The organism is Amycolatopsis sp. NPDC088138 (genome assembly GCF_044741685.1).
Classification (GTDB): domain Bacteria; phylum Actinomycetota; class Actinomycetes; order Mycobacteriales; family Pseudonocardiaceae; genus Amycolatopsis.
The window spans coordinates 108,319-135,040 of sequence record NZ_JBIUTB010000001.1 but is presented as its reverse complement, the minus strand read 5'-3'; the positions used below and the strand labels follow the sequence as shown (position 1 = coordinate 135,040).

The following is a 26,722-nucleotide window of genomic DNA, read 5'->3' as shown; positions in this document are numbered from 1 at the left end:
GGTGGTCACGGGCAGGTGAGAGCGGGCTCCGCGGCCGACGAACCGGCCGACGTCAGCCGGGCCAGGCCGCGGCCGCCGAGGCCGAGGACGCCCTGGGTGGTGGCGCGCACGACGGTGTTCGCGTCGTAGCCGGTGGCGTCGTAGGCGAGCGCACCGCGGTTCGCCGGGACGCCCGCGCAGCCGACCTGTAGACCGGCGAGGAACGTCTTGGCCTTCTGCGCCGCGGCGAGCCGGAGGCCCGCGCGGAACGCCTGCCCGGCCAGGCCGGTCGTGTTGGCGTTCGGCGCGACCGCCGGGTCACCGGTGCCGACCGAGAGGCCACCGTCGGCCTGCTGCTTGCCCGCCAGCCAGGTCAGGCCCTGCTGGGACTGGCCGAGCCGGCCCGTCGCCTGCAGTGCCTGGGCGACCATCGCCGTCGAGTCGGTGTCGCTCACGCACGGCGTCGCGCCGAAGGCCAGCGGGAAACCGCCGTCCGCGCACTGGGTCCCGGCGAGGAAGGTCACCGCGGACGCCGGTGCGCCGCCCGGTGTCCGGTCCAGGGCGATGAGCGCGAGGGACTGGCTGAACGCGTTGCTGAAGTCGCCGAAGGCGGAGTGGTCGGAGAACCGGCCGGACGGCGTGAGCAGGGCCCGCAGCCGGGCCGGCAGGTCGACGCCGCCGAAGCCGGTCGGGTCGAGGCCGCGGACCTCGGCGGCAAGCGCGGCCTTGGCGGTGGCTCCGGCGTAGGACTCCTCGACGCCGTCACCGAGGTAGCCGGCGAGGTTCGACGCCACGTACGTCGTGGCTCGCCCGGCCGCGGTGTCCGCGACACCGGCGGAAGCGAACGCGAGGATGCCGTCGATGGTCAGGCCGGTGTCCGGAAAGGACGTTCCGCCGAAGACGGTTTCGAGGTGGTCGCCACCGGCCAGCTGCCTGGCGAGCCAGCCGGCGGCGGGCTGCGACGGCGGCGTCGTGGCCGACGCCGTGGCCGGGACCGCGAGCGAGGCCGCGGCGGCGAGAACGACGGTGAGAGCACGGAGTTTCATCGGTTCTTCCTTTCGAGGGGAACTTCGGCGAACGACGGGGCGACGCCGTAGGAGGCCTTGCGCGACGCCCGCCGCAGCGTGGCGAGCACCGCGGGACCGAGCACGGCGATCGCCACCGTGTTGGTGATCGCGCGGCCGGTGTCCCACCCGGCCGTCGACGTCAGCAGCGTGAAGACGGCGAAGCGGTGCAGGTTCTCCCACACCGGATCCCCGGCCACGTACGAAATGTGGCCGGTGTGGTACGGGACTTCGGCGCCGGTGATGAACGGCCAGAACCACAGGTTCATCAGCAACCCGAACAGGTAGGACACCACGATGCCGTAGCCGATCAGCATCGCGATCTCGGCCTTTCCCGTCACGCGACGCGGCAGCAGGCCCGCGCCCGTCCCGATCCACGCCGAGCACAGCATCTGGAACGGCAGCCACGGCCCGACCCCGGCGGTCAGCAGCGCCGAGGCGAACAGCGACGTGCAGCCGAGCACGAACCCGAAGCCCGCGCCGAAGACCCGCCCGGCCAGCACGAGCACGAAGAACACCGTCTCGATCCCGGCCGTGCCCGCGCCGAGCGGCCGCAGCGCGGCGTTGACCGCGGACAGCACCCCGAGCATCGCCAGTGCCTTCGCGTCCATGCCGCCTTCGGACAGTTCGGCGAGCACGATGACGATCAGGACGGGCAGGATGCCGAAGAAGACGAACGGCGCGTCCGGCCCGTGCTGCATGCTCTGCGGCGCCACCCGCACCAGCAGCGGCCAGACGAACATCATCAGCCCGGCCAGCGACGCCAGGACGAGCACCACGGCCGAGCGCGGGCCGACACGCACGGCCTGGTCGGCCCGCCCCCACTGGCGGATCCGCGTCACGAGACCGCCGCCTCGACCTCGGCGACGGTCAGCCACCCGCCACCGAGGATCTTGGCCACCTGCGTCGCGAACGCCGGGGACCCGCCGAGCACCTCCGCGGTGACGCCGTCGGTGACGATCTCGCCCTCGGCCATGACCACGACCCGGTCGGCGACCGTCGCGACGAACTCGACGTCGTGCGTCGCCACGACCACCGCGCACCCCTCGGCGGCCATCGCGGCGATCATCCCCGCCAGCGCCGCCTTGGCCGGGTAGTCCAGGCCGCGGGTCGGCTCGTCGAGCAGCATGATCGACGGCGACGCCGACAGCTGCACCGCCAGCACCAGCGCGAGCCGTTGCCCTTCGGACAGGTCCCGCGGGTGCCGCTCCCGGTCGATCCCGGGAGCGAGCCGGTCGAGCAGTCCCCGGCAGGAGCCGGGTTCGGAAGCGGTCTCGGCGTCGGCCGCGGCGCATTCGGCGGCGACGGACTCGAGGTAGAGCAGGTCGCTCGCGGTCTGCGGCACGAGCCCGACGACCTTGCGCGCCTTCGCGCTCGGCAGCTCCCCGGGGTCGACCCCGGCGGCACGGACCTTCCCGCCCTGCCGCGGTCCGGAACCCTGCAGGGCCCACAGCAGCGACGACTTCCCCGAGCCGTTGCGGCCCATCATCGCGACCACCCGCCCGGGGCGCAGGTCGAGATCGAGCCCGCGGACCGCGACCACCGGCCCGTACCGGACGACCACACCGGAGGCGGTCAGCACCGGTGCTCCCGGCTCGTCCTCGGCCGGCTCCGAGCGCGAGCCGAGACTGTCGCGCAACGGCCGGGCGACGCGGCGGGCGTCACGCACGGACATCGGCAGCGGCTCCCACCCGGCGAGGCGGCCGAGGCGGACGATCGGCGGCGCGATCGGGGTGGTGCGCAGGATCTCCGGTGGGGTGCCGTCGGTGACGCTGCCGTCGCCGGGGACGTAGAGCATCCGGTCGGCGAACGGGATCACCCGTTCCATCCGGTGCTCGGCCAGCACGACGGTGGTGCCGAGGTCCTGCACGAGACGCGCGAGTGTCGCGAGCACCTCCTCGGCCGCGATCGGGTCGAGCGCCGAGGTCGGCTCGTCGAGCACGAGGACCTTCGGGTGCATGGTCAGCACCGAGCCGACGGCGACGCGCTGCTGCTGCCCGCCCGACAGTGTCCTCAGTGGACGCCGGCGCAGCTCCGCGATGCCGAGCAGGTCCAGGGTTTCCTCGACGCGGCGGCGCATGACCTGCGGGGCCAGGCCGAGCTGTTCCATGCCGTAGGCGAGTTCGTCTTCGACGACGTCGGTGACGAACCCGGCAAGCGGGTCCTGCCCGACGACGCCGACGAGGTGCGCGAACTCCCGCGGCGGCCGGTCCCGGGTCGTGACGCCTTCGACCGACACCGTGCCTTCGAGGTGGCCGCCGGTGAAGTGCGGGACCAGGCCGTTGAACGTGCCGAGCAGCGTCGACTTGCCCGAGCCGGTGCGCCCGGCGACGAGCACCAGCTCACCCTCCCCGATCGTCAGCGTGACGTCGGCGAGGACGGGTTCCGGTTGCCCGTGGTACCAGAAGGAAACCCGGTCCAGCTCGATCATGCGGGCACTTTCTCGTTGTCGGGCAACAGTTCCGCGTCGAACGGCAGCGCGGGCGGCGGGGTCAGGAACGCGGGCAGGACACCGAGGAGCACGCCGGCGAGCGGCAGCCAGGACAGCAGCGGCCACGACAGCGTGCCCAGCGACGGGTTGAGGTTCGTCGGGTCCACACTGGACGTCGCGAACAGCACCGCCGCCACCCCGATGCCGCTCAGCGCCGTGACGAACTCGGGCGGGTGCCAGCGGTCCGGCCGGTAGCGGGTGCGCCGCACGCGTGTCCCGGCGGTCCGGAACCCGACCAGGCCGAGCACGAGTCCCCCGGCGAGGAACGGCGTGGCGAGGAACCGCGGGGTCGAGCCGTCGAGCGTCGCGTAGACGCCGACGCAGATCCCGATCAGCCCGGTGATCATCAGCACGCCGGTGAGCAGCCGGGCGCGGGCCCGCACCACCCCGGCGCGGCCGTAACCGCGGGAGTCCATCGAGGACGCGAGCTGCAGCGACCGGTCGAGCGCATCCTCCAGAACCGGGATGACGACCGCGTGCAGCGCCCGGAACCGCCGTCCTTTCGCACCACCACGCAGCTTCCGCGCGCGGTGCACCCGCTGGACGCTCTCGGCGAGCTGCGGGAACACCGACAGCGCGACGATCACGGCCGTGCCGACCTCGTAGAGCGCCGGTGGCATGGCCTTGAGCAGCCGTTTCGGGTTGGCCAGGGCGTTGGCCGCGCCGAGGCAGAGCACCATCGTGGCCAGCCGCAGGCCGTCGTAGAGTCCACCGAGGACGGACTCCGCGGAGACGTCGCCGAGCAGCCGGATCCCCGCCGCCCAGGCGGGCAGCGGGATTTCGGGCAGGCGCAGGATGATCGTCGCCCCCTCGGCGCCGCCGAAGACGATCCGGAAGAACACCCGCACCCCGATGATCACCGCGGCCAGGTAGGCGTACATCCGGAACGCCATCGCCCACGGCGCGTCCGCCCGCCGCGCGATGACGACGTAACAGAGCACCGCGCAGATCGTCAGCAGCAGCCACGGGTTCGTCGTCCGGCCCGCGGCGACCGCCAGCCCGAGCGCCCACACCCACCACGCGGCGGGATGCAGGTCGCGGGGCAGGAACCAGGAAGCGGGCATCACCTTTCCCGGGCGCGCTTGCGCTGCCGCGCGGTGAACCACGCCGCGGCGGCGAGCAGCACGACCGCTCCCCCGGCCACCCAGGGCGCGTAGTCGCTCGCCCCGGCCTGCTCCTTGATCGCCTGGTTCACGTCGGGCGCGCCTTCCCCGCCGGTGAACGTCACGTTCTTCGCGGGATCGGGCGCCCCCTGCGCGCCCCCGCCCGGCCGCGGCTTCGGCGGCGGCAACGCCCGTGAGGACGCCGGATCCTGCCCCGGCTGTCCCGGGGTGGCCGCCTGGGTGCCCGGTGCGGCGGTCGCCGTCGTGCCGGCGCCGCCTTGCTTGCCGCCGGCCACGCTGCCGGGCTGCTTTTCGTTGACGTCACCGGAGCTCGGTGCCGGTTCCGGGGCCGTCGAGCAGGACTGGCCCTCGGTGCCCGGGCGCACCGGGGCGATCCGCGGGACCGGGTTCGAGTCGGCGGTCGCGTTGAGCGAGAACGACCAGCCCTCGAAGCCACCCGCCGTGAAGTCGCGGTTCTTCACCCCCCACTGGCTGTACTCCCACGCGCAGTTGTTCCCCGTGTGCCAGTAGGACCAGTACCCCGCGGCGGGCGGAGTGTCCACACAGGTCTCTTTGTAGTGCTCGTTGCCCTTGACCGGGATCTCCTCGACCGCGGACGGGCGGTTCTCGATCCGGCAGATGAACGCCTCGCCCCAGCGCTGCACCCCGGCGATCTGGAACCCGGCGTTCTTGAGCGCGTCCAACCCGGTGCCGCGGCCGGTCTGCGGGTCACAGCGGACGATGGTCGTGCCGCCGAGCTGCTGGAAGTCGAGCACGACGGTGACGCCGGTGCCGTCGGCGCAGAAGCCGGGCCGGCCCTTGCTCTGGTCGACGGCGTGCGCCGGGCCGGTGGTGAGCGCGGCCGTCAGCAGCGTGACGGCCGCGCCCGTGAGGATCCGCCTCATTGCACCGTCAGCGACGCGGTCGAGTAGACCGTGCCGCCGGTCCCGGTCGCCTTGATCGTGTACGTGTAGGTGCCCGCCGCCGTGGGGGTGATCGTCCGCGTCCCGCCCGGCACCGCCAGCGACCCCGACCAGGAGCCGCCGCCGGCCGCCGGGGTGACCGACTGCGCGGCGAGCGTCGTGGTGTTGGTGGACGTCCAGGTCAGCGTGGTGCTCTGGCCCAGGGTGATCTTGTGGTCCAGGTCGTCGGCCGACAGGCTCACGGTCGGGTTGCCCGCGTTCACGGCCGGGTTGAGCGGAGTCACTCGCGGCACCGGGTTCGTGCTGGCCGACCGGTTGAGGGAGAACGACCAGCCCTCGAAACCGCCGGGGACGACGTTGCGGTTCAGCGCGCCGTAGCTGCTGTAGGTCCAAGCCGACGTCGCACCGGTGGCGTTCCAGTACGACCAGTACGCGGCGGCGGGCGGCGTCCGCACGCAGGCTTCCTTGTACGTGGGGTTGCCCGAGACGGGGATCGACTCGGCCGCCGCGGGCCGGCCCTCCAGCCGGCACACGAACCCGAGCCCCCACTGCGCGACGCCGGCGACCGCGATCCCGGCGTCCTGCAGGGCCTTGATGCCGGTGCGGTCCGTGCCGGGAGCGGCGTTCGGCGAGCAGCGGGTGATCGTCGGCGCGGCGGTGCCGCCGTTGCCGTCGAGCTCCTGGAAGTCGACGACGACGGTGACGCCGGTCAGCGCGTCGTTGCCGGTGCAGATGCCGTTGTAGCCCTTGGCCGGATCGACGGCCGAAGCCGGCGTCGCCGAAGCGACGACGAGTCCGGCCAGGACGGCGAGCCCGGCCAGCAGCGAAGGAAGACGTCTCATGGTGTTACCCCCTGGTGCGTGGTGTGCGGGTGATCAGGTGGCGCAGGCCGGCGGCCAGCGCGAAGGCGAGGACGAGCGCGGCGCCGGACAGGCGGAAGGCCAGCCAGAGCGCGGAGTTGTGCACGGCGGACGGCACCGGGACGACGCCGGAGCCGGCCGCGGCGGCGAGCGGCGGCGCCAGCGGCAGCCGGACCGCCGTCGTGAGCGGGGAGCCGTCCGCGTCGAGCCAGCTCCGGCCGGCGAGCCCGCTCGCCGTGGTGATGCTCGCGCCGGGATCACTCGGCCCGCCCGGGGTCTTCGGGAACCCGCCGTCGGCCAGGACGAGCGCGCCGAGAGCCTGCGCGGCCCTGCTCGCGTCGAGCCCGGCCGAGCCGAAACCGCGGGCGGCGGCCGCGGTGAGCACGGGATCGGGCTGCCCGTCCGGCCCGGCGACCGTGCCGTCGGGTCCGGTCCGGGCGGCCAGCGCGGCGGCGGCGGACTCGAGGGCCCGCCGGTGTCCGGCGCTCCAGCCCGGCGGCGGGACGTTGCCGGTCTCCACCGCGGCCGGGTCCCGGCGTTTCGCGTTCAGTGCCTCGATCGCGGCGGCCGTCGCGGCGACATCGCCGGTGGCGCACGGCTTTTCCGTCAAGACCGGCGGGAAGAGCCCGTCGGCGCACTGGTGCGCGGCGAGCGTGCCGATCGCGGTTTCGGCCGGCCCGGCGATCGTCGTCGCCACCGTGGCCCACGCGTGCCGTCGCAGGGATCCGGTGGTGTCGGCGAATGCGCCGGTGTCGGTGAACCCACCCGATGCGGTGCGCAGGGCGGCGAGGTCCGCGTCCAGCCGGCCGGCGGCCGGATCCGCCGCGAAGTGGGCAATGACGTCCAGCTTGGCCAGGGGTTCGGCGTAAGCCGCCTGGCCCTGTTCATAAGGCGCACCGTGGGCGTACGCCTTGATCGAGTCCGGGCTCAGCAGGAAGCGGGACGCCCGGTCCGTGGCGTCCGGCTGCTGCCCGAGCGTGTGCAGGGCCAGGACGAGATCCGCGGTGAGGTCGTAGTCGACGAAGGTCTTGCCGTCCTGGGTGACTTCGACGTGGTCACCGTCGGCGAGCCGGCTCGCGAGGTAGCTGCCCAGCCGGTCGGCCGGGGTCGGGCCGGTCACCTGCGCCGGCGCGTCGGCGGGGACGACGACGGTGCCGCGCGGCGAGCCGGGCCGCACCGCCGGGGTGCCGGCCTTCTTGCTGACCGGCGGCGTTGCCGCGGGATTGCCCGCAGCCGGGGGCTTTTCGCCGGTCGGCGGCGGTGGAGCAGCCAGGCTGCAGCCTGGATCCGGCTGCGTCGGCGCTCCGGTGTGCCCCAGGGTGAGGTCGTGGAACCCGGTCCCGGACAGGCCGAGTGCGGCCTGCGCGCTCGCGCGGATCCAGGTGTCGAGGCCGCTGATCCCGTTGGTGCGCGCCGCTGCGTACTCGGCCGGGGTGTAGGCGATCGCGCCGAGCTGGTCGCCGAGCCGGGTGCCCGCGTCGGCCGCCGTCGCTTCGGCGGACTCGAGGAAAGCGGTTCCCGAGGCCGTCGCGGCGTCCGCGCACCCGGCGTCGGCGAGGGCCTGCAGGATCAGGCCGGTGCTGTTGGTGTTGGGCGCTTCGGTGCCGACGCCGCCACCCCAGCCGCCGCTCGCGGTCTGGTGGGCCTTCAGCCACCGCACGGTCCTGGTGATGGGCGCGTCGAGGTCCGCCGCGCCGGCGTCGCGCGCGGCGAGCATGGCCGAGAGCGCGATCCCGGTGGTGTCGCCGTCCGGTGCCGACTGGTCGAGCGCCTTGCCCTCGTCACACGTCGAGATCCGGTGGCCGTCCGGTGTCACCTGGTCGCCGGTCCCGGTGGTGGCGATCAGCCCGAAGAAGATCCGGAAGTAGCCCTCCGAGCACTGCTGCTTCAGCATCGTGTCGATCGCGAGCCGGTCGGTCAGACCGGCGCCCGCCAGCCCGATCACGGCCAGGGCCTGGCCGAACATGTTGGCGTTGTTGCTGACGAAGTCCTGGAAGTCGGGGTTCTTCGAGTAGTCGCTGACCCGGCCCTTGTCCACGCCCGAACGCGCGATCGTGCCGAGGGTTTCGGCGACCATGTCGTGCCCGCCGAAGGACCGCGGGTCCCGCCCGGCGATTTCCGCGGCGACCAGCACCTTCGCCGCGGCGCCGCCGGTGATGATCGCGTCGTAACCCTGGCCGGGGACGAGGCCGTCCCAGGTGTAGTAGTCGGTGGCGTGGTGGTCGAGGTACTCGACGATCGGCGCGGCCAGCGCACCGTCGCCGGAGGCGTACATCGCGAAGAGCGTGTCGATCATCAGGCCGTGGTCGGGCAGCGCGCCACCGAGCGGGTTCTGCAGGGTCCCGTCGGGTGAGAGCTGCGCGGCGAGCCAGCGCGAAGTCGCTTTCGAGGCCGTGAGATCACCGGCGAAGGCCGGGGTCACCGCGCAGACGGTGAACACGACGACCGCGGACACCAAAGCCGCGAAGGGTCCGAACCGCTTGCCGGCCACCTGATCTTTCCTCTCCCCAGCCGCCGGCACGGCACACGAGGGAGACCGGCCCTGCGGGGCCGGGGGTCCACTCACTGTTGACGCGACAGCGGTTCGACATCACCTGCCCGAGGAGGTAGCCCGACTCGTCACCCAAGGTGACCCACGGTTGCGCGACAGCGCCGGAATTCGACCGGCTTCCCCTGCCACGGGCAGAAAAATCATGAAGTTGTCCTGGCCAAACAGGGCGACACTAACACCTGGTCAGCCGAACGGGAACGGCAGAACTCACGTCGGCCGGCTCGGCCCCTGGTACAGCGGGCCGAGCACCTGCCGGTAGGTCGCGCCGTCCGGCGCGGTGAAGGCGCCCGCTGTGCGCCTCGAGCACATCCAGCCGGTAGTGCCCCTGGTACAGGTAGTCCTGGTTGTTCCGCTGATACCGGCATTCCCGCAGGGGGCGCCGCATCGGACTGCTTGACGAGCCGAAGGCACGCAACGAGCTGCACGTCGTCGTGCACGGTGCCAGACGTGGTGGCCGGCGAGGTCGTCGCCGAGCACCGGCGGCCCGGCCACCACGTCCTCCAGCACCGGCGCGCCGGACCACCCGGTCGCCGCCGCGAGCACGATCGCCCCGAGCGCCGCGGCCGCGGGTGCGGGCCCGGGGACGCGTCGGTCAGTGCTGCCCGGGCTCCGGGGCCGAGGTGGTGGCCGGCGCCGGGTGGAGCAGGTGCCGGCGCAGGAAGTCCAGCTCCGCCTCGGCCGCCGCGTCGTGCTCGTCGAGGAACGGCGCGTAGTGCCCGCCGCGCAAGCGGACCAGCTCGCCGCGGGGTGCCCGCCTGGCCGCCCGGGCGGCGGGTTCCGGCAGCGCGGACCGGTCCTGGTCGCAGACGAGCACCAGCAGCGGGACGGAAATCCGGGGCGCGTGCCCGCCGGGCCGGTAGAACCCGAGGGCCAGCGCCGACCGGGCGGCGGCGGCCTGCTGCCACTCCGGGTAGCGGCCACCCGGGTTGAGCGCCCGGTCGCCGTCGGCGGCGTCCGGCGTGGTGAGGGCCGCGACGGTGCCCGGCGCCCCGGCGAGCGGCACCAGCAGCGGCGGACGGCCGACGAGACCGCCGAGCGCGTCGAGGATCCCGCGGCCGGTGAGGCGAAGCATGGCCAGCGGCTTCTGGTACCGGGCCACGTTGCGCGTGACGGCCAGGCCGTCCGCGTTCGGCGTCTGCGCGATCGCCGCCGCGAGCCGCGTGGCCCCGGCCGCGACGCGGAAGACGTGCCCGCCGGAGGAGGAGAAGCCCCAGAGCGCCAGCCGTTCCGGGTCGACGCCCGGCAGCGTCGCGGCGAACCGGATCGCCGCGCGCGAGTCGGCCAGCTGCTCGCGCACGCGGACGATCTGACGGGGCGACCCGCCGCTTTCCCCGAGGTGCCGGTAATCGAAGGCGAGGACGGTGAAGCCGGCTTCGGCGAACCGGGCCGCGAACAGGTCCGTCGCCGGTTCCTTCGTCACGCCGAAGCCGCCGGCCATCACCACGCAGCCGCCGTTGGTCCCCGGGTAGTGCCAGGCGACGCACTCGGCGTCCCCGCTGACGAACCGGACCTTCTCGCGTACCGCAGACATGTGACCTCCCAGTGGGTCCGGTGACCCTGCGCGAAGTGAACCACGTGGTTCGCAAACTGTCCAGGACGCCCTCACCGCGCGGCGAGGTACTTGCGCGAGTACATTTGTACTTGTGCAGGTACACGACGACGAGCAGCGGTCGGTCACCAACCGGGCGCGGCGGGAGCAGATCGTGCAGGCCACGATGGAGCTGATCGCCGAGCAGGGCTGCCGCGCGGCCACGTTGCAGGCGGTCGCGAAGCGAGCGGGCATCCGGTCGACGCGGACGATCTCCTACCACTTCGCGGGCAAGGACGACCTGATCGCGGCGGTGAGCGCCGAGATCTTCCGGATCATCGGCGCCTTCGTGGCCGGGCAGGCGACCGCGCCCGACGACCCGCGTGACGCCCTCGCGGCCTACATCCGGTCCGCGGTCGCGCTCAACCAGACACACCGGATTCCGATGCGCGCGCTGACCAGCATCGTGCTCGACCACCGGCCCGAGACCGAAGAACGGCCCTACGACACGAAACAGGAGAACACCGCCGTCACGCGCGTGCAGGACATCCTCGAACGCGGCCAGCAGGCCGGCGTGTTCCGGCCGTTCGACGCCTGGGTGATGGCCGTGACCGTGCAGCGCTCCCTGGACGGGATCGGCTTCCTGCTGGAGGCCCGCCCCGACCTGGACCTGACGCACTACGCCGACCAGCTCGTCGACACGTTCGACCGCGCGACGCGCGCACCCCGCGCCCGCAGGAAGGGAGCGAAGTCATGACCGACGTCCGCCCCGGCACGGCTCGCGAACCCCAGCTCGACACCCTCGTGCGCGTCATGCTCGTGAACCTCGCGGTGGGGCTGGTCGTCGCCGCGATCACCCTCGTCTGGCACCGGCAGATCCTCGACTTCCAGCTGGCCGCGCTCGGCCCGGCCGACCGGGGCGCCGCCGCCGACGGGCTGTCCACGCAGCTGTGGTCGCGTCCCGGCCCCGCCGTGGCGGTGGCCCTGCTGTACCCGCTGTTCATCCGGCGGCTGCGCGAACACCGGCGCAGCGCGTACCGGCGGGTGCTCATCGTTTCGGTACTGCAGATCGCGTCGTTGCTGTGGTTCGTCCTCGGCGGCAGTTTCCCGTGGTGGCTCCACGCGGCGCAGGTCGTGCAGCTGGTGGCCGTCGCCGCCGTGCTCTTCGCCGCGAGCCGCCGGGCCGTGCGCGAGCTGTTCCCGCGGACCACAAAGGACAGTGGTGGCAACGCCAAGGCGGCGTGGTTCCTGGTCTTCGCCGCCCCGCTCATCGCCGAGGTGGCGCTCGGCTCGACACCGCCCGCGATGGCGTGGCTGGTCGTGCTGTGGGTGCCCGTCTACGGCGCCGGGGTGCTGCTGATCCGCGAACTGGTGGTGCGCACCGGCCGCGGCTGGCCGAGCCTGGTCGTTCTGGGCATCGCCTACGAGATCCTGGAGGACGGCGTCGGCCTCCAGGCGCTGACCAGCCCCAAGCTGTACGACGCCGCGCACTGGGGCGTCCGCTTCCTCGGGCTCAACCTCACTTACTGGCAAGCCAACGCGCTCTACCACGTCGTCTTTTCCGTGCTGATCCCCATCACGCTCGCCAACCTGGTCTTCCCCGCCCACCGGAACCGGCCGTACGTCGTCCACCGGCGGCGGCTGTACCTGATCGCGCTGGCCTTCGCGGCCGGTGTCGCCCTGGTGCGGTTCCTCGTGGTCCCCTCCCAGGATCCCGGCTACCAGACGCCCACGGGTTACCTGATCGGCTACGCGGTCGCGGTTGTCGTGCTCGGCGTCGTCGCGCTGCGGCTGGTGCCCCGTCGCGGCGAAAACCGTCCCGCCACCTCGGCCCGCGTGCCGTCGATCGGAACCCTGTACGCCGGCACGGGCGTGCTCACGGTCGTGGCCTTCGCCCTGGTCTTCCGGATGCTCGGCGCGGCGCAACCGGCGTTCGCCCACGGCCTCTGGGTGCTGGTGCCGATGGTCGTGGAACTGCTCCTGCTCGCCACCGTGACACGGATGCTGGTCCGGTTCGGTCGTTCGGCAGAGTGGACCGGCCGCCACGTCCTCGCCGTGTGCGGCGGTGCACTGGCCGGCCACACCCTGGCCGGAATGCTGATCTTCGGGCGCGGCGACCTCGGCACCTACCTCGGGCTGGCCGTCGTCCTCGTGGTCACCGTTCTGCTCGTCGCCCGGCTGGACCACCGTCTCCGCGCATAATGGCGGGGTGCTCGCGCCTTTCGGAGACCTGCCCGTGGCCGTCAGCGTCGGCGCCTTCTTCGCGGGCGAACTCGTCCAGGCGTTCCGCACCCGCCGCGGCGCGCAACTCGTCGATGTACGCGCGGAACTCTTCTTCAGGGCGATGTTCTTCGGGGCGATCCTGCTGTGGCCGATCGGCCGGGCGGTCGTCCCGGCCGCCGGCATCGGCGGCGTGTGGCCGTTCACGGTCGGGATCGTGCTCGGGTGGCTCGGCCTGCTCCTGCGCTGGTGGTCCTTCGCCAGCCTGGGCAAGTACTTCACCGTGACGGTGCGGACGAGCGAAGACCAGCCCGTCGTCGACCACGGCCCCTACCGGGTCCTGCGCCACCCGAGTTACACCGGCCTGTTGCTCGTCTTCGCCGGCGGTGGCCTGGTCGCCGGCAACTGGGTCAGCACGGTGGGCGCGATAGCGGTGCTGCTGATCGCCCTGATCCACCGCCTCCGCATCGAGGAGCGCGCGCTCGGCGAAGCGCTGGGTGACCGCTACCGGCAGTTCGCGGCGAGCCGTGCGCGGCTCGTCCCGTACGTGTGGTGAGCGGGTCACTCACCTTCCAGCTCGGCCAGCTGCTCGGCGGCCGTCTGGCTGCCCTCCGCGGCAAGGCGGCGCAGCTCGTCCAGGTCTTCGCGCTCGGTCGCCAGCTCGATCAGCAGATCCACGGCGTCCGCATTCCCCGCCGCGGCCCACGTGCGCAGCTCTTCGGCGTCGCCACGCTCCGCGGCCAGCTCGACCAGCTGGTCGACGGCGTCCGGGTCGCCGGCCGCCGCCTGGGCACGCAGGTCCGTCATGTCGCTCCTTGCTAGACGTCGATGCGGGAACCCATGATGACCGTGCGGTCCCGGGGCAGGCCGAAGTACTCCGCGGCGTCCGCCGTGATGTAGGACGTGGCGATGAACAGCCGCTTGCGCCAGCCCGCCATCGTCGGTTCCTTCCCGCGCTGCAGCTCGATCTTCGACAGGAAGTAGGACGCCTCGTCCAGCTGCAGCCGGCCTTCCGTGGCCGCCGGGTCCAGCATCGCTAGGGCCGCGGGCACGTCCGGGGTCTCCATGTAGCCGTACCGGGCGGTGACGAAGACGATCCCGTCGTCCTTGTGCCCCAGGTCTTCGACGCTCACCCGCTGCTCCGCCGCGACCCGCGGGACCGGCTCGGTCTCCAGCGACATGATGACGACGTGCTCGTGCCGCACGTGGTTGTGCTCGGCGTTGGCCCGCAGCGCCAGCGGCGCCGTCGCCCCGCCCCGGTTGAGGAACACCGCCGTGCCGGGCACCCGCTGGGTCGGGGTGTCCCGGTTGCGCAGCTGCTCGACGAACTCCCGCAGCGAGCCTTCGTGGCGTTCCCGCTCGGCGGTGACGATGTGGCGGCCCCGCTGCCACGTCGTCATGATCGTGAACACCGTCAGCCCGATCAGCAGCGGCAGCCACGCCCCGTGCACCAGCTTGGTCAGGTTGGCCGCCACGAACAGCAGGTCGACGAGCAGCAGCACGGCCGCGCCGACGCCGATCAGCCACCGCGGTGTCCCCCACTTGGACCGGGCGACGTAGAAGAACAGCAACGTCGTGATGGTGATCGTCCCCGTGACCGCCATGCCGAACGCGAACGCGAGCGCCGTCGAGCTGCGGAAGGCGAAGACCAGCGTGAGCACCGAAACCAGCAGCAGCCAGTTGATCCACGGGACGTAGATCTGCCCGCGCTCGGTCTCCGAGGTGTGCGCGATCCGCAGCCGTGGCAGGTAGCCGAGCTGGGCGGCCTGGGCGGTGACCGAGTAGGCCCCGGTGATCACCGCCTGGGAGGCGATCACCGTGGCCGCGGTGGCCAGCACCACCATCGGCAGCCGGCCCCACGACGGCACCAGCAGGAAGAACGGGCTGCTGATGTTCGCCTGGTCCTCGAGGATCAGCGCGCCCTGCCCGAGGTAGCTGAGCACGCAGGCGGGGAACACCAGGAACAGCCACCCGCGGGTGATCGCCCGGCGGCCGAAGTGCCCCATGTCGGCGTACAGGGCTTCGGCGCCGGTGACGGCGAGGACGACGGCCGCCAGCGCGAAGAACGCGATGTCGAAGTGCCCGGCCATGAACCCGATGGCGTAGGTGGGCGAGAGGGCCTTGAGGATGTCCGGGTGCTCGGCGATCCCGCCGATGCCGCACGCGCCGACGACCACGAACCAGGCGATCATGACGGGCCCGAACACCCGCCCGACCGCGGCGGTCCCCCGCCGCTGCACCAGGAACAGCCCGATGATGATCACCACGGTGATCGGCACGATCCAGGCGTCGAGCGAATCCGAGACGACCTTCAGGCCCTCCACCGCCGACAGCACCGAGATGGCCGGGGTGATCATGCTGTCCCCGAAGAACAGCGCGGCGCCGAAGATGCCCAGCCCGGCCAGCAGGACGGCCGCGCGCTTGCCGCGCTGGGAGCCGAGGCGGCGCAACAGCGTGATGAGGGCCATGATGCCGCCCTCACCGTCGTTGTCCGCGCGCATCGCGAGCAGCACGTAGGTGACCGTGACGATGATCATCACCGACCAGAAGATCAGCGACACCACGCCGAACACGTTGCCCGTGCTCACCGGCACCGGATGCGGGTCGGCCGGGTTGAAGACCGTCTGCAGCGTGTAGATCGGGCTGGTGCCGATGTCCCCGAACACCACGCCGAGCGCCCCGACGACGATGCCCAGCCGCACCGAATCCCGCACGTGCGACGGCTTCTCCGCGGTGGTCGTCTCCTCGCTCACGCACCCCTCCTCCGGCCTGGCAGGCCCAACCCCGCGGACCCTACCGGTCCACTGTGGCCGGAAGCCGGATGTCCGGGGCGGGCACGGAGGCGGCGCGCCGGGATTTACGAAATCTTAGCGCCGCCGGCCCGGCGTTTCCGCGTGCTAGCCGGCGTCCTGGAGGCCGGCGGCGAGCAGTTCCCGCAGGGCGTCGGACAGCGACGCGAACATCGGGACGCCCGCGGCCAGCCCGGTGATGCGGAACAGCCGGGCGAGCGTCCTGCTGCTCGCGACCAGCCCGAAGCGACGCCCTTCGGCGCCGGCCCGTTCCGCGGCCGCCGCCAGGGCGCGGGCGCCGGCGAGGCCGACGAACGCGATCTGGGTGAGGTCCACCAGCGTCGTGCCCGGCGGGGTCTCCCGCAGTTCGCGCTCCAGGATCGGGACCGTCAGGGTGTCGATCTCCCCGGCGAAGGTCAGGACGAGCAGGCCGGGGCGGTACTCCGTCCGGCGGGCCGCGAGGGGCCGTCCGGCCGGGACGGGGATCGGTGACTGAGGGGACACGGTGTCGGCGGGCCTTCCGCGCCGGCGGGCCGGCGTTCGCAGGGAGGTGATCAAGGACGGGGTCTTGATACCCAAACTTCCGGCGGGGAAACGCGCTTTCCGGGTGTGATCCGGCCGTTCTAGGGTCGGCACCGTGACCACCTGGAGCTGGGATCCTTCGCTGTACTCCGGCAGTGCCGCCTACTACGCGCGCGGCCGCGCCGGATATCCGCAGGTCATCGCCGAGGCCCTGTCCGCCGAGCTGGAGCTGGACGGGTCGGGCCGCCTGCTCGACGTCGGCTGCGGGCCGGGGTCGCTGACCCTGCTGCTGGCCGGCTGTTTCGAAGAAGCCGTCGGCCTGGACGCCGACCCGGACATGCTCGCCGAAGCGGCCCGGCTCGCGTCCGAGGCGGGGATCCGCAACTGCCGGTGGCTGCAGCGCCGGGCCGAGGACCTCCCGGGCGACCTCGGCGGGTTCCGGCTGGTCACCTTCGCCCAGTCGTTCCACTGGCTGGACCGCCCGCGCGTCGCCGCGGCCGTGCACGGGATGCTGGCCGCCGGCGGCGCCTGCGTCCACGTCCACGCCGCGACGCACCAGGGCGCCGGAGAAACGGCACCGCCGCACGACGCGATCACGGACCTGGTGCGGCGCTACCTCGGCCCGGTCCGCCGCGCGGGCCAGGGTGTGCTCCCCGACGGCACGGCCTCGGGCGAAGCGGAGATCTACCGCGCGGCCGGCTTCCGCGGCCCGCGGCGGCTCGAGGTCCCGGGGCCGGTCGTCACGCGTGACGCCGACGACGTCGTCGCCGCGGTCTTCTCGCTGTCCAGCTCGGCGCCCCACCTGTTCGGCGACCGGCTCGCCGGGTTCGAAACCGAGCTGCGGGAACTCCTGCACGAGGCGAGCCCGGACGGGACGTTCCGCGAGCAGCTGCGGGAGATCGCCGTCGACGTCTGGCGCCCCTGAGCCGTTCGGCCGCCGCGGTGCGCCAGATCGCCGGACACATCCCGGGTTGACCCTGGACAGCCGTCGAACGCCTGTGCTCTGATCACTACCGCCAGATTTACAACGTTGTAAGCGGTCCCGGGAACGGAGCAGCCCGTTGGCATCGAAACTGTGGCGGAGGTCGTGCGCGGTCGTCGCGGTCGTGAGCACGGTGGCGGCGTTGACCGTGGCGGCATCGGATCCGGCGGCCGGCACGTCCCGGCCGCGGACGGTGACCGCGGGTGACGCGCGCTTCCAGGTGCTCTCCCCCACGCTGATCCGGACCGAGTACGCCGCCGACGGCAAGTTCCTCGACAGCCCCACCTACACCGCGATCGGGCGGGACGGCTTCGCGCCGACGTCGTTCACCTCCACCACCTCGGGCGGCTGGCTGACGATCAAGACGAGCGCGGTCACCCTGCGGTACCAGGTGGGCTCCGGCCCGTTCACCGCCCAGAACCTCGTGGTGCAGGAGAGCGCCGGGACGACGCCGGTGACATCGACGCCGTGGCAGCACCTGACGTGCGCGGCCGGGGCGCTGTGCGAGGCGGAAGACCTGTCGTACAACGGCTTGGCCGTCGCCTCCGACCACACCGGCTACACCGGCGGCGGGTTCGTGGCCGGCTTCGAGGGCACGGGCAACTCCCTGTCCGCCGACGTGGACGTCACCACGGCGGGCCAGTACCTCTTCGACGCGCGGTACGCCAACGCGCTCGCCGGGGACGGCCAGCAGGTCACGCGCACCCTGTCGGTGGCGGTCGACGGCGGCGCGAGCACGACGGTGCCCCTGCCGGTGACCGCGAACTGGGACACGTGGGGTGTGGCGTCCGTCCCGCTGCAGCTGGCCGCGGGACGGCACACGGTCACCTTGACGCGCACGGCCGCGGATTCGGGCAACGTCAACGTCGACAGCGTCGCCCTGCTCACCCCGGGCTCGAGTTATCCGCCGGCGTCGGCGAAGGCGATGCTGGACTGCCGGTTCGGCGTCGACTGCGAGGCCGAGTCGGCCCGCGCCGCGGGATCGGCGAAGCTCGCGTCCGACCACGCCGGGTACGCCGGCCCGGGCTTCGTCGCGGAGCTGAACCAGGGCTCGAGCCTGACCCAGCGCGTCGTCGCCGTGCCCGCCGACGGCACCTACGCGCTGCAGGTGCGCTACGCCAACGGCACCGGCGGCGACGGCCTGCACCAGACCCGCACGGCGACCGTGTCGGCCGGGGGCGCCGCGCAGGTGCTTTCCCTGCCCGCGACGAACGACTGGGACACCTGGGGCACCGCGTCGGTCCCGATCGCGCTCAAGGCCGGGACGAACGACGTCACCCTGGCCTGTCCCGACGTCGCCAGCTGTCACGTCAACCTGGACACCCTCGCGGTGACGCCGGCCGGCGCACCCGCCCCGGCCCCGCACCTCGCGCTCGGCGGCTACCGCCGCGGCCTCGACGGCGTGAACGGCGACAACGGCGACCCGAAAACGGTCCCCGGCCTGCTGTACCAGGACGGCTGGTACCTGCTCGACGACTCGGGGTCGGCCGTCTACAACCCGGACACGAAGAAGGTCACCCCGCGCGGTGACCACGGCGGCAAGGCCTACCGCGACGGTTACGTCTTCGGCTACGGCCACGACTACCAGCGGGCGCTGGGCGACCTGGCCACCCTCACCGGGCCGCCGCAGCTGCTCCCCCGCTGGGCCTACGGCGTCTGGTACTCGGAGTACTTCGACCGCACCGCGGCCGACTACGAGAACACCATCGTGCCCCGATTCCGCGCGGAGGGCGTCCCGCTGGACGTCCTGGTCACCGACACCGACTTCAAGGCGCCCGACACCTGGAACGGCTGGGAGATCGATCGCACGAAGTTCCCCGACCCCAAGGCGTTCTTCGACTGGTCGGCCGCGCAGGGCCTGCACAACACGCTCAACACGCACCCGAGCATCCGCAGCACCGACCCGCAGTTCGCGCAGGCGCAGGCGACCGCCAAGGGCAAGCTCACGAAGTCGACCAACTGCGGGTCCGGCGGGGGTGGCGGCGACTGCTACACCTTCGACTGGGGTGACCCGAACCAGCTGAAGGCCTACCTCGACCTGCACCGGACGATGGACCAGCAGGGTGTGGACTTCTGGTGGCTGGACTGGTGCTGCGACGGCTCGCAGTCCTCTTTGGATGGTGTGACGCCGGACGCGTGGATCAACCAGCAGTACGCCGACGACTCGGCCCCGGCCATCGGGCGCGGGTTCGTGATCTCCCGTGCCTACGGGTCCCTGCAGTCCGGCGGCTACAGCAACCCGGCCGGCGTGCCGACCGGGCCGTGGGCCGACAAGCGCTCGACGATCCACTTCACCGGCGACACGTCCTCCACCTGGGGAACGCTGCGCATGGAGGTCGGCTACACCCCGGGTGAGGCCGCGGCCACCGGGATGTCCGCGGTCAGCCACGACATCGGCGGGCACAACGACACCACCGGCCTGCCGGGGTCGGAGACGGACCCGTCGGGCCGGCACACCGTCAAGCTGCCGGACGACCTCTACGCGCGCTGGGTGCAGCTCGGCACGTTCCAGCCGATCGACCGCCTGCACAGCAACCACAGCGACCGGCTGCCCTGGCAGTACGGGCCCGAGGCGAAGGCGTCGGCGACGAAGTTCCTCAACCTGCGCGAGAACCTCGTCCCGTACACCTACACGCTCGCGCAGCAGGCCGCCACGACCGGCGTCCCGGTGACCCGGCCGCTCTACCTCGACTACCCCGAAGAGGCGAACGCGTACCGGCTCGCGGGCAGCGAATACCTGTACGGCCCGGACGTGCTGGTCGCCCCGGTCACCACGCCGGGCACCACCGCCACCACGAACGTCTGGTTCCCGCCCGGCACGTGGACGGACTACTTCACCGGCAAGACCTACGCCGGCGGCACGACCCAGGCGATCACCACCGACCTGAGCACGATGCCGGTGTTCGTCAAGGCCGGCGGCATGGTGCCGAGCCGGGCGAAGAACGTCACCGACGACGTCCGCAACCCGCTCGACGCGCTGACGCTCACCGTCGCCGAGGGCGCGTCGAGCACCTTCACCCTCTACGACGACAACGGCAGCAGCAGCCGGAGCGCGACCACCAAGGTCCGCTACACCGCGGGCAACCACACCGTCCGGATCGACCCGGCCGACGGGTCGTTCCGCGGCCAAGTGCGGGACCGGCGGTGGACGGTCACGTTCCTCGGGGCGACCGCGCCGAAGGCGGTCACCGTCGGCGGTGACCGGCTGGCGCCCAGCGCGTACCACTGGGACGCCGCGACGCACACCCTGACCGTGACGCTGCCTCCGCGGAACGTCCACACACCGGTGACGGTCGCCTACCGGTGAGGTTCGATCACCAGCCGGGCGATGCGGCGGGTCTCGTCGAGGGTGAACCGGTAGTCCAGGTCGACGAGCCCGCCGGGGAAGTTCCCTTCGACGCGACAGGTGACGAGCGCCTCGCCGTCCTCTGTGGACTTCGCTGACAGCGGCGTCGTCGTGAAGGTGTAGTCGCCGGCCGGGCGGTCGAGCCAGGCGCGGACGGCGGTGACGCCGTCGTGGCTCGCACCGTCGTCGGTGACGTGCGCGCCGTCGGCGAACGCGACGATCGCGGCGGTCCGGTCACCGGCGATGGTCAGCGCGAGGTAGGCGCGGACGGCGTCCGGGAGTGCTTCGAGCACGGGAGTCTCCTTTTCTAGGCTGCGTCAGGGAAGTCGACACCGCGGGACACGGCCTCGTCCGCGCGGACGGCGTCGAGGGTCCGCTGGAGCCGGGACGTGACCTTGTCGAAGGCCGGGCCGCCGAGCACCAGCCGGTGCGGCGGGTCCGGCCGTTCCATGGCGGCCAGCACCGCCCGCACGCCGCGTTCGGGATCCCCCGGCTGACGGCCGTCCTGCTCGACGAAGGCGTCGCGGACGGCGTCGAGCAGCGGTGTGTAGGCGTCGACGGTCTCGCGGACCGGTTCCCCGGAGAAACCGGCGTAGGCGTGCGTCCGGAACGCGCCGGGCTCGACCAGCAGGACCTTGATCCCGAACGGCTCGACCTCCTGGCGCAGCGCGTCGCACAGGCCTTCGACCGCGAACTTGGCCGCGCTGTAGAAACCGAAGCCCGGGACGGCGTCCATCCCGGCGGCCGAAGACATCGTGACGACCCAGCCGCGGCCGCGGGCGCGCATGGCCGGCAGCACCTCGCGGAGCACGGTGACCACGGAGAAGAAGTTCAGCTCGAACGAGCCGCGCACGACGTCGTCGGTGGTGCCCTCGACCGAGCCGTACCAGCCGCGCCCGGCGTTGTTGACCAGCACGTCGATCTCGCCGAAGTGCTCCCGCGCCTCGGCGACGGCGCGGCGCACCTCGTCCGGCGCGGTGACGTCCAGCCGCACCGCGTGGGCGCGTTCGCCGTGCTCGGCCACCCACTCCTTCAGCTCCTCGGGACGCCGGGCCGTCAGCACGACCCGGTCGCCCGCCTCGAGCGCGGCCTCGGCGTACGCCATCCCGAACCCGCCCGGCGTGCCGCCGGTGATGAACCAGTTCCGCACGTTCCCACCTCCACTACAGACGCTATAGCGTTGACTATAACACCTGTAGCGGCAAGCTTGGAGCAGCTAGGCGATCTCCTCGACCACCACGTCCGGCCGGACCGGGCGATGTCCACCTCCACGATCCGGGCGGAACGGGCCTCACTCGGGGTGCCAAGCCGTCAGAGCACGAACCCGGTCGGGAACGGGTCGGACGGGTCGAGCAGGTAGGTGGCGGTGCCGGTGATCCACGCGCGGCCCGAGAACTCCGGGACCACCGCGGGCACACCGCCGACCGTGGTCTCGGCGACCAGCTCGCCGGTGAACGTCGTGCCGATGAACGAACTGTTCTCGAACGGCGTGTGCAGCGGCAGCTCGCCGCGGGCGTGCAGCTGGGCCATCCGCGCCGACGTGCCGGTGCCGCAGGGCGAACGGTCGAACCAGCCCGGGTGGATGGCCATGGCGTTGCGCGACGCGCGGGCGTCCGATCCCGGGGCGAGGAACTGGACGTGCTTGCAGCCAACGATCAGCGGGTCGGCCGGGTGCTTCGGCGGCCGCTGCTCGTTGATCGTGTCCATGATGGACAGTCCGGCCTTCAGGATCCGGTCCTTCTCCGCCCGTTCGAACGGGATGTCCAGTGTGGACAGTTCGAGAATGGCGTAGAAGTTCCCGCCGTAGGCCAGGTCGTAGCGCACCTCCCCCAGCCCCGGCACGTCCACCACAGCGTCCCGTTCGGCCAGGAACGACGGCACGTTGCGGAGCTTGACGCGCTCGGCCCGGCCGTCGCGCACGGTCACCTCGGCGTGCACCAGCCCGGCCGGCGTGTCGAGGCGGACGACGGTCGTCGGCTCGGTGACCTCGACCATGCCGGTCTCCACCAGGACCGTGGCGACGCCGATCGTGCCGTGGCCGCACATCGGCAGGCAGCCGGACACCTCGATGTAGACCACGCCCCAGTCGGCGTCCGGGTGGCACGGCGGCTGCAGGATCGCGCCGCTCATCGCGGAGTGCCCGCGGGGCTCGTTCATCAGGAACAGCCTCAGGTCGTCGAGGTGTTCCAGGAAGTACCGGCGGCGCTCGGCCATCGTGTCGCCGGGGATGACGGCGACGCCGCCGGTCACCACCCGGGTGGGCATGCCCTCGGTGTGCGAGTCGACGGCGGTGATCGCGCGCGAGGACCGCACTACGCCACCCCCAACGTGCTCAGCGCACGGTTCATGTCTTCGGTGACCTGCGCGCGGTTCTCGCCGGTGAGCGGGCCGCGCGGCGGGCGGCACGGGCCGCCGTACCGGCCGACGAGGTCCATGCCCAGCTTGATGGCCTGGACGAACTCGGTGCGCGAGTCCCAGCGGAACGCGGCGACCAGCGGCTCGTAAAGCGCTTTCGCCTCGGTGAGCTTGCCGGAGGTGGCCAGGTCGAACAGGCGCGCCGACTCGGCCGGGAAGACGTTCGGGAAGCCGGCGAACCAGCCGGTGGCGCCCATCAGCAGGCTCTCCAGCACGACGTCGTCGGCGCCGCTGACCACCGCCAGCTCCGGCGCGCGTTCGCGGATCTCCAGCACGCGCCGGACGTCACCGGAGAACTCCTTGACCGCCACGACGTTGTCGATCTGCGCGATCTCGGCGAGCAGGTCGGGCGTGAGGTCCACCTTGGTGTCGAAGGGGTTGTTGTAAACCATGACGGGCAACCCGACCGAGGCGACGGCCTCGAAGTGGGCAAGCACCTCGCCGCGGTTGGCACGGTAGAGCGTCGGCGGCAGGCAGAGCAGGCCATCGGCCCCGTCCTCGGCGGCGGCTTCAGCCCACTGCTTGGCCTGGTGCGCACCGGGCCCGTGCACGCCGACGACCACGATCCCGTCGTCCCCGACGGCCTCGATCGCGGTCCGGGCAACGCGGCGGCGTTCGACGTCGGTGAGCGAGGAGTACTCGCCGAGCGAGCCGTTGGGCCCGACACCGCGGCAGCCGTTGGCGACGAGCCACCGGCAGTGCTCGGCGTAGGCGTCGTAGTCGACGGCGAGACCGGCGGGGGCCGCGTCGTCCGGCCGGTAGGGCAGCGCGGTGGCGACGATGACGCCACCGAGGTCACGGGTGCTCATGGGTCTCCTTCTGGGCGAGTTCGCCGAGCCGGATGGGCTGGGCGATCGGACGGTTCTGACGTTCGCTACCCCCGCAGAGCTCGGCGACGGCCGGCCCGCACATCCGCCCTTGACACGGGCCAAGCCCGGCGCGGGTGCCAAGCTTCAGGGCATGCGGCCCGGCTTGCACGGGATCACTCGCGGCTGCCCGCAGTTCGGCAACGGTGGTTTCCTCACAACGGCAGACGATCGTGTCCGGCCGCAGCCACCCGATCCAAGCGGCCCCAATCGGATGGCCTTCAGCCAGCCTCCGGGCGAACTCCCCGGCGTGGTCCCTAGCTGCTAGCAGCTTCCGATCCGCTTTACTTCCGGCAGCCATCCGGCCCGCAACGGCCCCCTCCGCCGAGGCGGCAACAGCCCCGCCGATCCCGGTGATCTCCCCGGCGGCGAGTACTCCCGCAACGGTAGTGCGCTGGTCGCGATCGACGCGCACAAAGCCGCCGTCGAGTTCGCATCCCGCGGCGACGGCGAGTTCGAGCTGCGGCACAAACCCGTGTCCCACACAGACGGCGTCGACCTGGTAGGTCCGCTCGCTGCCTTTGACGACCGACCAGTCGGGGTTCACCCGCGCGGTGACCACTTCACGGACGCGATCGTCCCCTTTTGCTTCGGTTATCGTGCGGCCCATGCTGTAGGGCACGCGATGCCGAGCGAGAGTTCCCGCGTACCTGATCAATTCGCCGGCCTTGCGGGCGTGGCGAACCAGCCGCCAGGGTTGCCGCGACCATCCTTTCCGGACGGTCCCCGCGGTGTTCACCTCAAGCACAGCAACAACTTCGGCACCGACGCTCAGCAACGACTCGGCAACGGGCAGCAGAAACGGCCCGCTCCCGGCAACAAGCACCCGCCGCCCAACGGCGACGCCTTCCCCTTTGGCGAGGGCTTGAGCGGCACCGGCGGTGAAGACGCCCGGGAGTTGCCAACCGGGGAACGGAAGTGTGCGGTCATGCGCACCGGTGGCGAGGATCAGCGCATCGGGAGTGAGGACGTGCCGCTCGCGGGCGGAACCATCGGCCGGACCGCGAAGCACATGAACCCGAGGCGGCCGATCAGCGTTGAGGTGATCTACGCCGGAGCTGCCAGCCTCGAGGTAGCCCGCGCCGAGCTGATCGCCACCGGCATTGCCTGGGCCAAGTGGGTCCGCGCCCAGCCCACCAACACGACCCGCATCCGGCTTATCGGCGCCAAGCCTACCAGCGCGGCCCCCGCCTGCCTGGTCCGCCCCAGGCCCACCGACACCGACATCTCCCGCGCTTAGCTGGTCCGCTCCAAGCCCACCGACACCGGCAAGCCGTGCACCTGACCCACCGACACCGGCTTGGTCTGTCTGGTCCGTGCCAAGCCCACCAACGCCAGCACCACCCGCACCGATCCGATCAGCCTCCGGGCACTCCAACGCCCACACAGTGCTATTCGGCCACCACCGGCATCGCGGGTGCTCCAGCACCCGCCGCCGTCGAATGAAAGCTGCCCAGCCGTGCTGAGGGGTCCGGCCCTCGTACGCCTCCGGCAGCGTCCGGTAATACTGCCCACCAGGCACATCAGCCTGGTCCAAGACCGTGACCTCCGCACCAGCCCGCAACGCGTACTCGGCCGCGGCCAGACCCGCGGGACCGGCGCCGATCACGACCACGTGCCGGGTCATGACTTCTCCTCCCGGCTCTGGGTCCGGACCTCGTCCCCGTCCGCCGCGCGGCGGCGGCACGCTCGGACGTCCGGGACCCCGTTCACCGTCACCACGCAGTCGAAACACGCGCCGATTCCGCAGAACACGCCGCGAGGCGCGCCCGATCGAGTGGTGCGCCACGACAAGCGGCCCGAGGCCAGCAGGATTCCCGCGACCGTCTGGCCCGCGAGGCCCGCCACCGGCTCGCCGTCCACCGTGATGTGGATCATGCCAGCACCGCCGGACGGTCCACAGTGAACTCTTCCGCCGGGCACGACACCGAAACTCCGGTCAGCATCTCCCTCAGCACCAACGCCGTCCCCACGCTCAGCCCGATGCCCGCTCCCTCGTGGCCGGTGGCGTGCCACAGGTTCGGGAGGCGCGGGTCGGGACCCACCACCGGGAGGTGGTCGTCCACGTACGGCCGGAACCCGCCGTAGGCGCGCATCACCGCCACGTCCGCCAGCGCCGGGAAGAGGCGCAACGCCTTCTCCGCGATCGCGCTCAGCACGTCCGGCCGGAGCGTTTCGTCGAACCCCACCTGCCGCCGGGACGAGCCGATCAGGACCGTGCCTCCCCGCGTCGACTCCACGACGGCCGACGTCTGCAGCGCACCGCTGTCGGCCCCGACCGCGCCGACGTAGTCCGCGTCGTACACCTTGTGCCGCACCACTCCCGGCATCGGCGTGGTCACCAGCACCTCCCCCCGCCGCGGCCGGACCGCGATCGGGGCACCGAGCCGCTCGGACACGATCCCCGCCCACGGTCCCGCCGCGTTCACCACGACGTCGGCCTCGAGCACCGCGCCCGGCACGCGGACGCCGGTGATCCGCCCGCCGGCCACGACCGCGCCGACGACCTCGGTGTCCGCCCGCAGCCGCGCGCCGTGGGCCAGGGCCGAGCCCAGCAACGCCAGTGCCGCGCCCGCGGGCTGGACCTGCGCGTCCTCCGGGTAGTGGACGGCCGCGACCACCGAACGGGTCAGCGCGGGCTCGAGAGCCGCCACTTCACGAGCAGTCAACGACTTCGTGACGACGCCGGCCGCGGCCTGCGCCTCGGCGAACGCCGTGAGCGCGGTCGCTCCGGCCGACGTGGTGGCCACGACGATGCCGCCCTTGGCGTCGAACTCCGCCGCGGCCGCGGCCCGCGGGTCCTCGGCGGCGATCTCGGCGATCACCCGCGGCCACAGCCGATTCGACAGCTGGGCGAGCGCGAGCTCCGCACCCGGCGCCTTGTCGGAGACGAGCAGGTTGCCTTCACCGTGCGACGTCGTTCCCCCGGCGGGACGGCCGCGGTCGACGACCACGACGTCGAACCCGGCGAGGCTCAGCTCGCGGGCGCACGCGGCGCCGACGACACCGGCCCCGAGCACCACCACCCGCGTTCCGTTCATCGACCCTCCGCGTTCGTCAAACCGAACGCTAGATTCTCCGAA

22 protein-coding genes, 2 pseudogenes and 1 riboswitch are annotated in these 26,722 nt (G+C 72.4%); of the genes and pseudogenes, 5 read left to right on the top strand and 19 right to left on the bottom strand.

Annotated elements, in window-relative coordinates; translation table 11 throughout:
• Positions 1 to 5: 5 nt before the first annotated feature.
• From ACIOD2_RS00635 to ACIOD2_RS00600, 8 genes are all read right to left on the bottom strand, one after another.
• Positions 6 to 1,025 carry a peptidase gene (locus ACIOD2_RS00635; RefSeq protein WP_400532725.1) on the bottom strand — a complete coding sequence of 340 codons (1,020 nt, stop codon included), beginning with the start codon at positions 1,023 to 1,025 and terminating at the stop codon, positions 6 to 8.
• Positions 1,022 to 1,885 (bottom strand): ECF transporter S component, encoded by an 864-nt coding sequence (locus ACIOD2_RS00630; RefSeq protein WP_400532723.1) that lies wholly within the window; start codon positions 1,883 to 1,885, stop codon positions 1,022 to 1,024. Before ACIOD2_RS00630 ends, ACIOD2_RS00635 begins: the two co-directional genes overlap by 4 nt.
• Positions 1,882 to 3,474, bottom strand: coding sequence for an ABC transporter ATP-binding protein (locus ACIOD2_RS00625; protein ID WP_400532721.1), 1,593 nt, complete (start codon positions 3,472 to 3,474; stop codon positions 1,882 to 1,884). Before ACIOD2_RS00625 ends, ACIOD2_RS00630 begins: the two co-directional genes overlap by 4 nt.
• On the bottom strand, positions 3,471 to 4,598 hold the full coding sequence (locus ACIOD2_RS00620) for an energy-coupling factor transporter transmembrane component T (protein ID WP_400532719.1): 1,128 nt from the start codon (positions 4,596 to 4,598) through the stop codon (positions 3,471 to 3,473). Before ACIOD2_RS00620 ends, ACIOD2_RS00625 begins: the two co-directional genes overlap by 4 nt.
• The gene (locus ACIOD2_RS00615; protein ID WP_400532718.1) at positions 4,598 to 5,542 is read right to left on the bottom strand and encodes an ABC transporter substrate-binding protein; all 945 of its coding nucleotides are present in this window, start codon (positions 5,540 to 5,542) and stop codon (positions 4,598 to 4,600) included. Before ACIOD2_RS00615 ends, ACIOD2_RS00620 begins: the two co-directional genes overlap by 1 nt.
• On the bottom strand, positions 5,539 to 6,402 hold the full coding sequence (locus ACIOD2_RS00610; RefSeq protein ID WP_400532716.1) for a hypothetical protein: 864 nt from the start codon (positions 6,400 to 6,402) through the stop codon (positions 5,539 to 5,541). The genes ACIOD2_RS00615 and ACIOD2_RS00610 overlap by 4 nt, the downstream gene beginning before the upstream one ends.
• 4 nt (positions 6,403 to 6,406) lie before the next feature.
• Entirely contained in the window at positions 6,407 to 8,911 is a 2,505-nt protein-coding gene (locus ACIOD2_RS00605; RefSeq protein ID WP_400532714.1) for a hypothetical protein, read from the bottom strand.
• Positions 8,912 to 8,973: 62 nt separating this feature from the next.
• A riboswitch (adenosylcobalamin (AdoCbl) riboswitch) is annotated at positions 8,974 to 9,120 on the bottom strand.
• Between the two features lie 443 nt (positions 9,121 to 9,563).
• Positions 9,564 to 10,502 (bottom strand): alpha/beta hydrolase, encoded by a 939-nt coding sequence (locus ACIOD2_RS00600; protein WP_400532712.1) that lies wholly within the window; start codon positions 10,500 to 10,502, stop codon positions 9,564 to 9,566.
• A 112-nt stretch (positions 10,503 to 10,614) separates the two neighbouring features.
• Here ACIOD2_RS00600 and ACIOD2_RS00595 point away from each other — a divergent pair, with 112 nt between their 5' ends.
• Genes ACIOD2_RS00595 through ACIOD2_RS00585 form a run of 3 tightly spaced genes read left to right on the top strand, consistent with a single transcriptional unit; the run spans position 10,615 to position 13,275 of the window.
• Positions 10,615 to 11,256, top strand: a complete 642-nt coding sequence (locus ACIOD2_RS00595; RefSeq protein ID WP_400532710.1) for a TetR/AcrR family transcriptional regulator — start codon at positions 10,615 to 10,617, stop codon at positions 11,254 to 11,256.
• Positions 11,253 to 12,701 carry a hypothetical protein gene (locus ACIOD2_RS00590; RefSeq protein WP_400532708.1) on the top strand — a complete coding sequence of 483 codons (1,449 nt, stop codon included), beginning with the start codon at positions 11,253 to 11,255 and terminating at the stop codon, positions 12,699 to 12,701. Before ACIOD2_RS00595 ends, ACIOD2_RS00590 begins: the two co-directional genes overlap by 4 nt.
• A gap of 7 nt (positions 12,702 to 12,708) precedes the next feature.
• Positions 12,709 to 13,275, top strand: coding sequence for a methyltransferase family protein (locus ACIOD2_RS00585; RefSeq protein WP_400532706.1), 567 nt, complete (start codon positions 12,709 to 12,711; stop codon positions 13,273 to 13,275).
• Positions 13,276 to 13,280: 5 nt separating this feature from the next.
• On the opposite strand, the gene ACIOD2_RS00580 is transcribed toward ACIOD2_RS00585, so the two are convergent.
• The 3 genes from ACIOD2_RS00580 to ACIOD2_RS00570 form a co-directional block, all read right to left on the bottom strand.
• Positions 13,281 to 13,526 carry a hypothetical protein gene (locus tag ACIOD2_RS00580; RefSeq protein ID WP_400532704.1) on the bottom strand — a complete coding sequence of 82 codons (246 nt, stop codon included), beginning with the start codon at positions 13,524 to 13,526 and terminating at the stop codon, positions 13,281 to 13,283.
• A gap of 11 nt (positions 13,527 to 13,537) precedes the next feature.
• Positions 13,538 to 15,472 (bottom strand): potassium transporter Kup, encoded by a 1,935-nt coding sequence (locus ACIOD2_RS00575; protein WP_400532702.1) that lies wholly within the window; start codon positions 15,470 to 15,472, stop codon positions 13,538 to 13,540.
• 144 nt (positions 15,473 to 15,616) lie between these two features.
• Positions 15,617 to 16,012 carry an STAS domain-containing protein gene (locus tag ACIOD2_RS00570; RefSeq protein ID WP_323330852.1) on the bottom strand — a complete coding sequence of 132 codons (396 nt, stop codon included), beginning with the start codon at positions 16,010 to 16,012 and terminating at the stop codon, positions 15,617 to 15,619.
• Positions 16,013 to 16,145: 133 nt separating this feature from the next.
• Here ACIOD2_RS00570 and ACIOD2_RS00565 point away from each other — a divergent pair, with 133 nt between their 5' ends.
• Positions 16,146 to 16,955 (top strand): methyltransferase domain-containing protein, encoded by an 810-nt coding sequence (locus tag ACIOD2_RS00565; protein ID WP_400532700.1) that lies wholly within the window; start codon positions 16,146 to 16,148, stop codon positions 16,953 to 16,955.
• A 136-nt stretch (positions 16,956 to 17,091) separates the two neighbouring features.
• The gene (locus ACIOD2_RS00560) at positions 17,092 to 20,319 is read left to right on the top strand and encodes a TIM-barrel domain-containing protein (protein WP_400532698.1); all 3,228 of its coding nucleotides are present in this window, start codon (positions 17,092 to 17,094) and stop codon (positions 20,317 to 20,319) included.
• Here ACIOD2_RS00560 and ACIOD2_RS00555 read toward each other — a convergent pair.
• The 8 genes and pseudogenes from ACIOD2_RS00555 to ACIOD2_RS00520 all read right to left on the bottom strand — a co-directional run bounded on the left by ACIOD2_RS00555 (position 20,310) and on the right by ACIOD2_RS00520 (position 26,680).
• Positions 20,310 to 20,651, bottom strand: coding sequence for a nuclear transport factor 2 family protein (locus ACIOD2_RS00555; RefSeq protein ID WP_400532696.1), 342 nt, complete (start codon positions 20,649 to 20,651; stop codon positions 20,310 to 20,312). The genes ACIOD2_RS00560 and ACIOD2_RS00555 overlap by 10 nt on opposite strands.
• A gap of 14 nt (positions 20,652 to 20,665) precedes the next feature.
• Positions 20,666 to 21,508, bottom strand: coding sequence for an SDR family NAD(P)-dependent oxidoreductase (locus tag ACIOD2_RS00550; RefSeq protein ID WP_400532694.1), 843 nt, complete (start codon positions 21,506 to 21,508; stop codon positions 20,666 to 20,668).
• Between the two features lie 161 nt (positions 21,509 to 21,669).
• Positions 21,670 to 22,671: a proline racemase family protein gene (locus tag ACIOD2_RS00545; RefSeq protein WP_400532692.1), complete on the bottom strand. Its 1,002-nt coding sequence runs from the start codon at positions 22,669 to 22,671 to the stop codon at positions 21,670 to 21,672.
• Positions 22,671 to 23,582 (bottom strand): dihydrodipicolinate synthase family protein, encoded by a 912-nt coding sequence (locus tag ACIOD2_RS00540; protein WP_400532690.1) that lies wholly within the window; start codon positions 23,580 to 23,582, stop codon positions 22,671 to 22,673. Before ACIOD2_RS00540 ends, ACIOD2_RS00545 begins: the two co-directional genes overlap by 1 nt.
• A pseudogene (locus ACIOD2_RS00535) lies at positions 23,569 to 24,660 on the bottom strand (FAD-dependent oxidoreductase); the annotation flags it as partial. The pseudogene ACIOD2_RS00535 and the gene ACIOD2_RS00540, both read right to left, overlap by 14 nt.
• 474 nt (positions 24,661 to 25,134) lie before the next feature.
• Positions 25,135 to 25,266, bottom strand: a pseudogene (locus ACIOD2_RS00530) (FAD-dependent oxidoreductase); the annotation flags it as partial.
• Positions 25,263 to 25,517, bottom strand: coding sequence for a (2Fe-2S)-binding protein (locus ACIOD2_RS00525; RefSeq protein WP_400532688.1), 255 nt, complete (start codon positions 25,515 to 25,517; stop codon positions 25,263 to 25,265). The pseudogene ACIOD2_RS00530 and the gene ACIOD2_RS00525, both read right to left, overlap by 4 nt.
• A complete protein-coding gene (locus tag ACIOD2_RS00520; protein WP_400532686.1) occupies positions 25,514 to 26,680 on the bottom strand; it encodes an NAD(P)/FAD-dependent oxidoreductase in 1,167 nt (388 codons plus the stop codon). The genes ACIOD2_RS00525 and ACIOD2_RS00520 overlap by 4 nt, the downstream gene beginning before the upstream one ends.
• Between the last annotated feature and the right edge of the window lie 42 nt (positions 26,681 to 26,722).

What these genes read in the sequence shown, in the direction of transcription:
- ACIOD2_RS00520 (WP_400532686.1), bottom strand. Translation starts at nt 26,680, where the DNA reads ATGAACGGAACGCGGGTGGTGGTGCTCGGGGCCGGTGTCGTCGGCGCC.
- ACIOD2_RS00615 (WP_400532718.1), bottom strand. Translation starts at nt 5,542, where the DNA reads ATGAGGCGGATCCTCACGGGCGCGGCCGTCACGCTGCTGACGGCCGCG.
- ACIOD2_RS00600 (WP_400532712.1), bottom strand. Translation starts at nt 10,502, where the DNA reads ATGTCTGCGGTACGCGAGAAGGTCCGGTTCGTCAGCGGGGACGCCGAG.
- ACIOD2_RS00540 (WP_400532690.1), bottom strand. Translation starts at nt 23,582, where the DNA reads ATGAGCACCCGTGACCTCGGTGGCGTCATCGTCGCCACCGCGCTGCCC.
- ACIOD2_RS00625 (WP_400532721.1), bottom strand. Translation starts at nt 3,474, where the DNA reads ATGATCGAGCTGGACCGGGTTTCCTTCTGGTACCACGGGCAACCGGAA.
- ACIOD2_RS00525 (WP_400532688.1), bottom strand. Translation starts at nt 25,517, where the DNA reads ATGATCCACATCACGGTGGACGGCGAGCCGGTGGCGGGCCTCGCGGGC.
- ACIOD2_RS00635 (WP_400532725.1), bottom strand. Translation starts at nt 1,025, where the DNA reads ATGAAACTCCGTGCTCTCACCGTCGTTCTCGCCGCCGCGGCCTCGCTC.
- ACIOD2_RS00610 (WP_400532716.1), bottom strand. Translation starts at nt 6,402, where the DNA reads ATGAGACGTCTTCCTTCGCTGCTGGCCGGGCTCGCCGTCCTGGCCGGA.
- ACIOD2_RS00620 (WP_400532719.1), bottom strand. Translation starts at nt 4,598, where the DNA reads ATGCCCGCTTCCTGGTTCCTGCCCCGCGACCTGCATCCCGCCGCGTGG.
- ACIOD2_RS00590 (WP_400532708.1), top strand. Translation starts at nt 11,253, where the DNA reads ATGACCGACGTCCGCCCCGGCACGGCTCGCGAACCCCAGCTCGACACC.
- ACIOD2_RS00580 (WP_400532704.1), bottom strand. Translation starts at nt 13,526, where the DNA reads ATGACGGACCTGCGTGCCCAGGCGGCGGCCGGCGACCCGGACGCCGTC.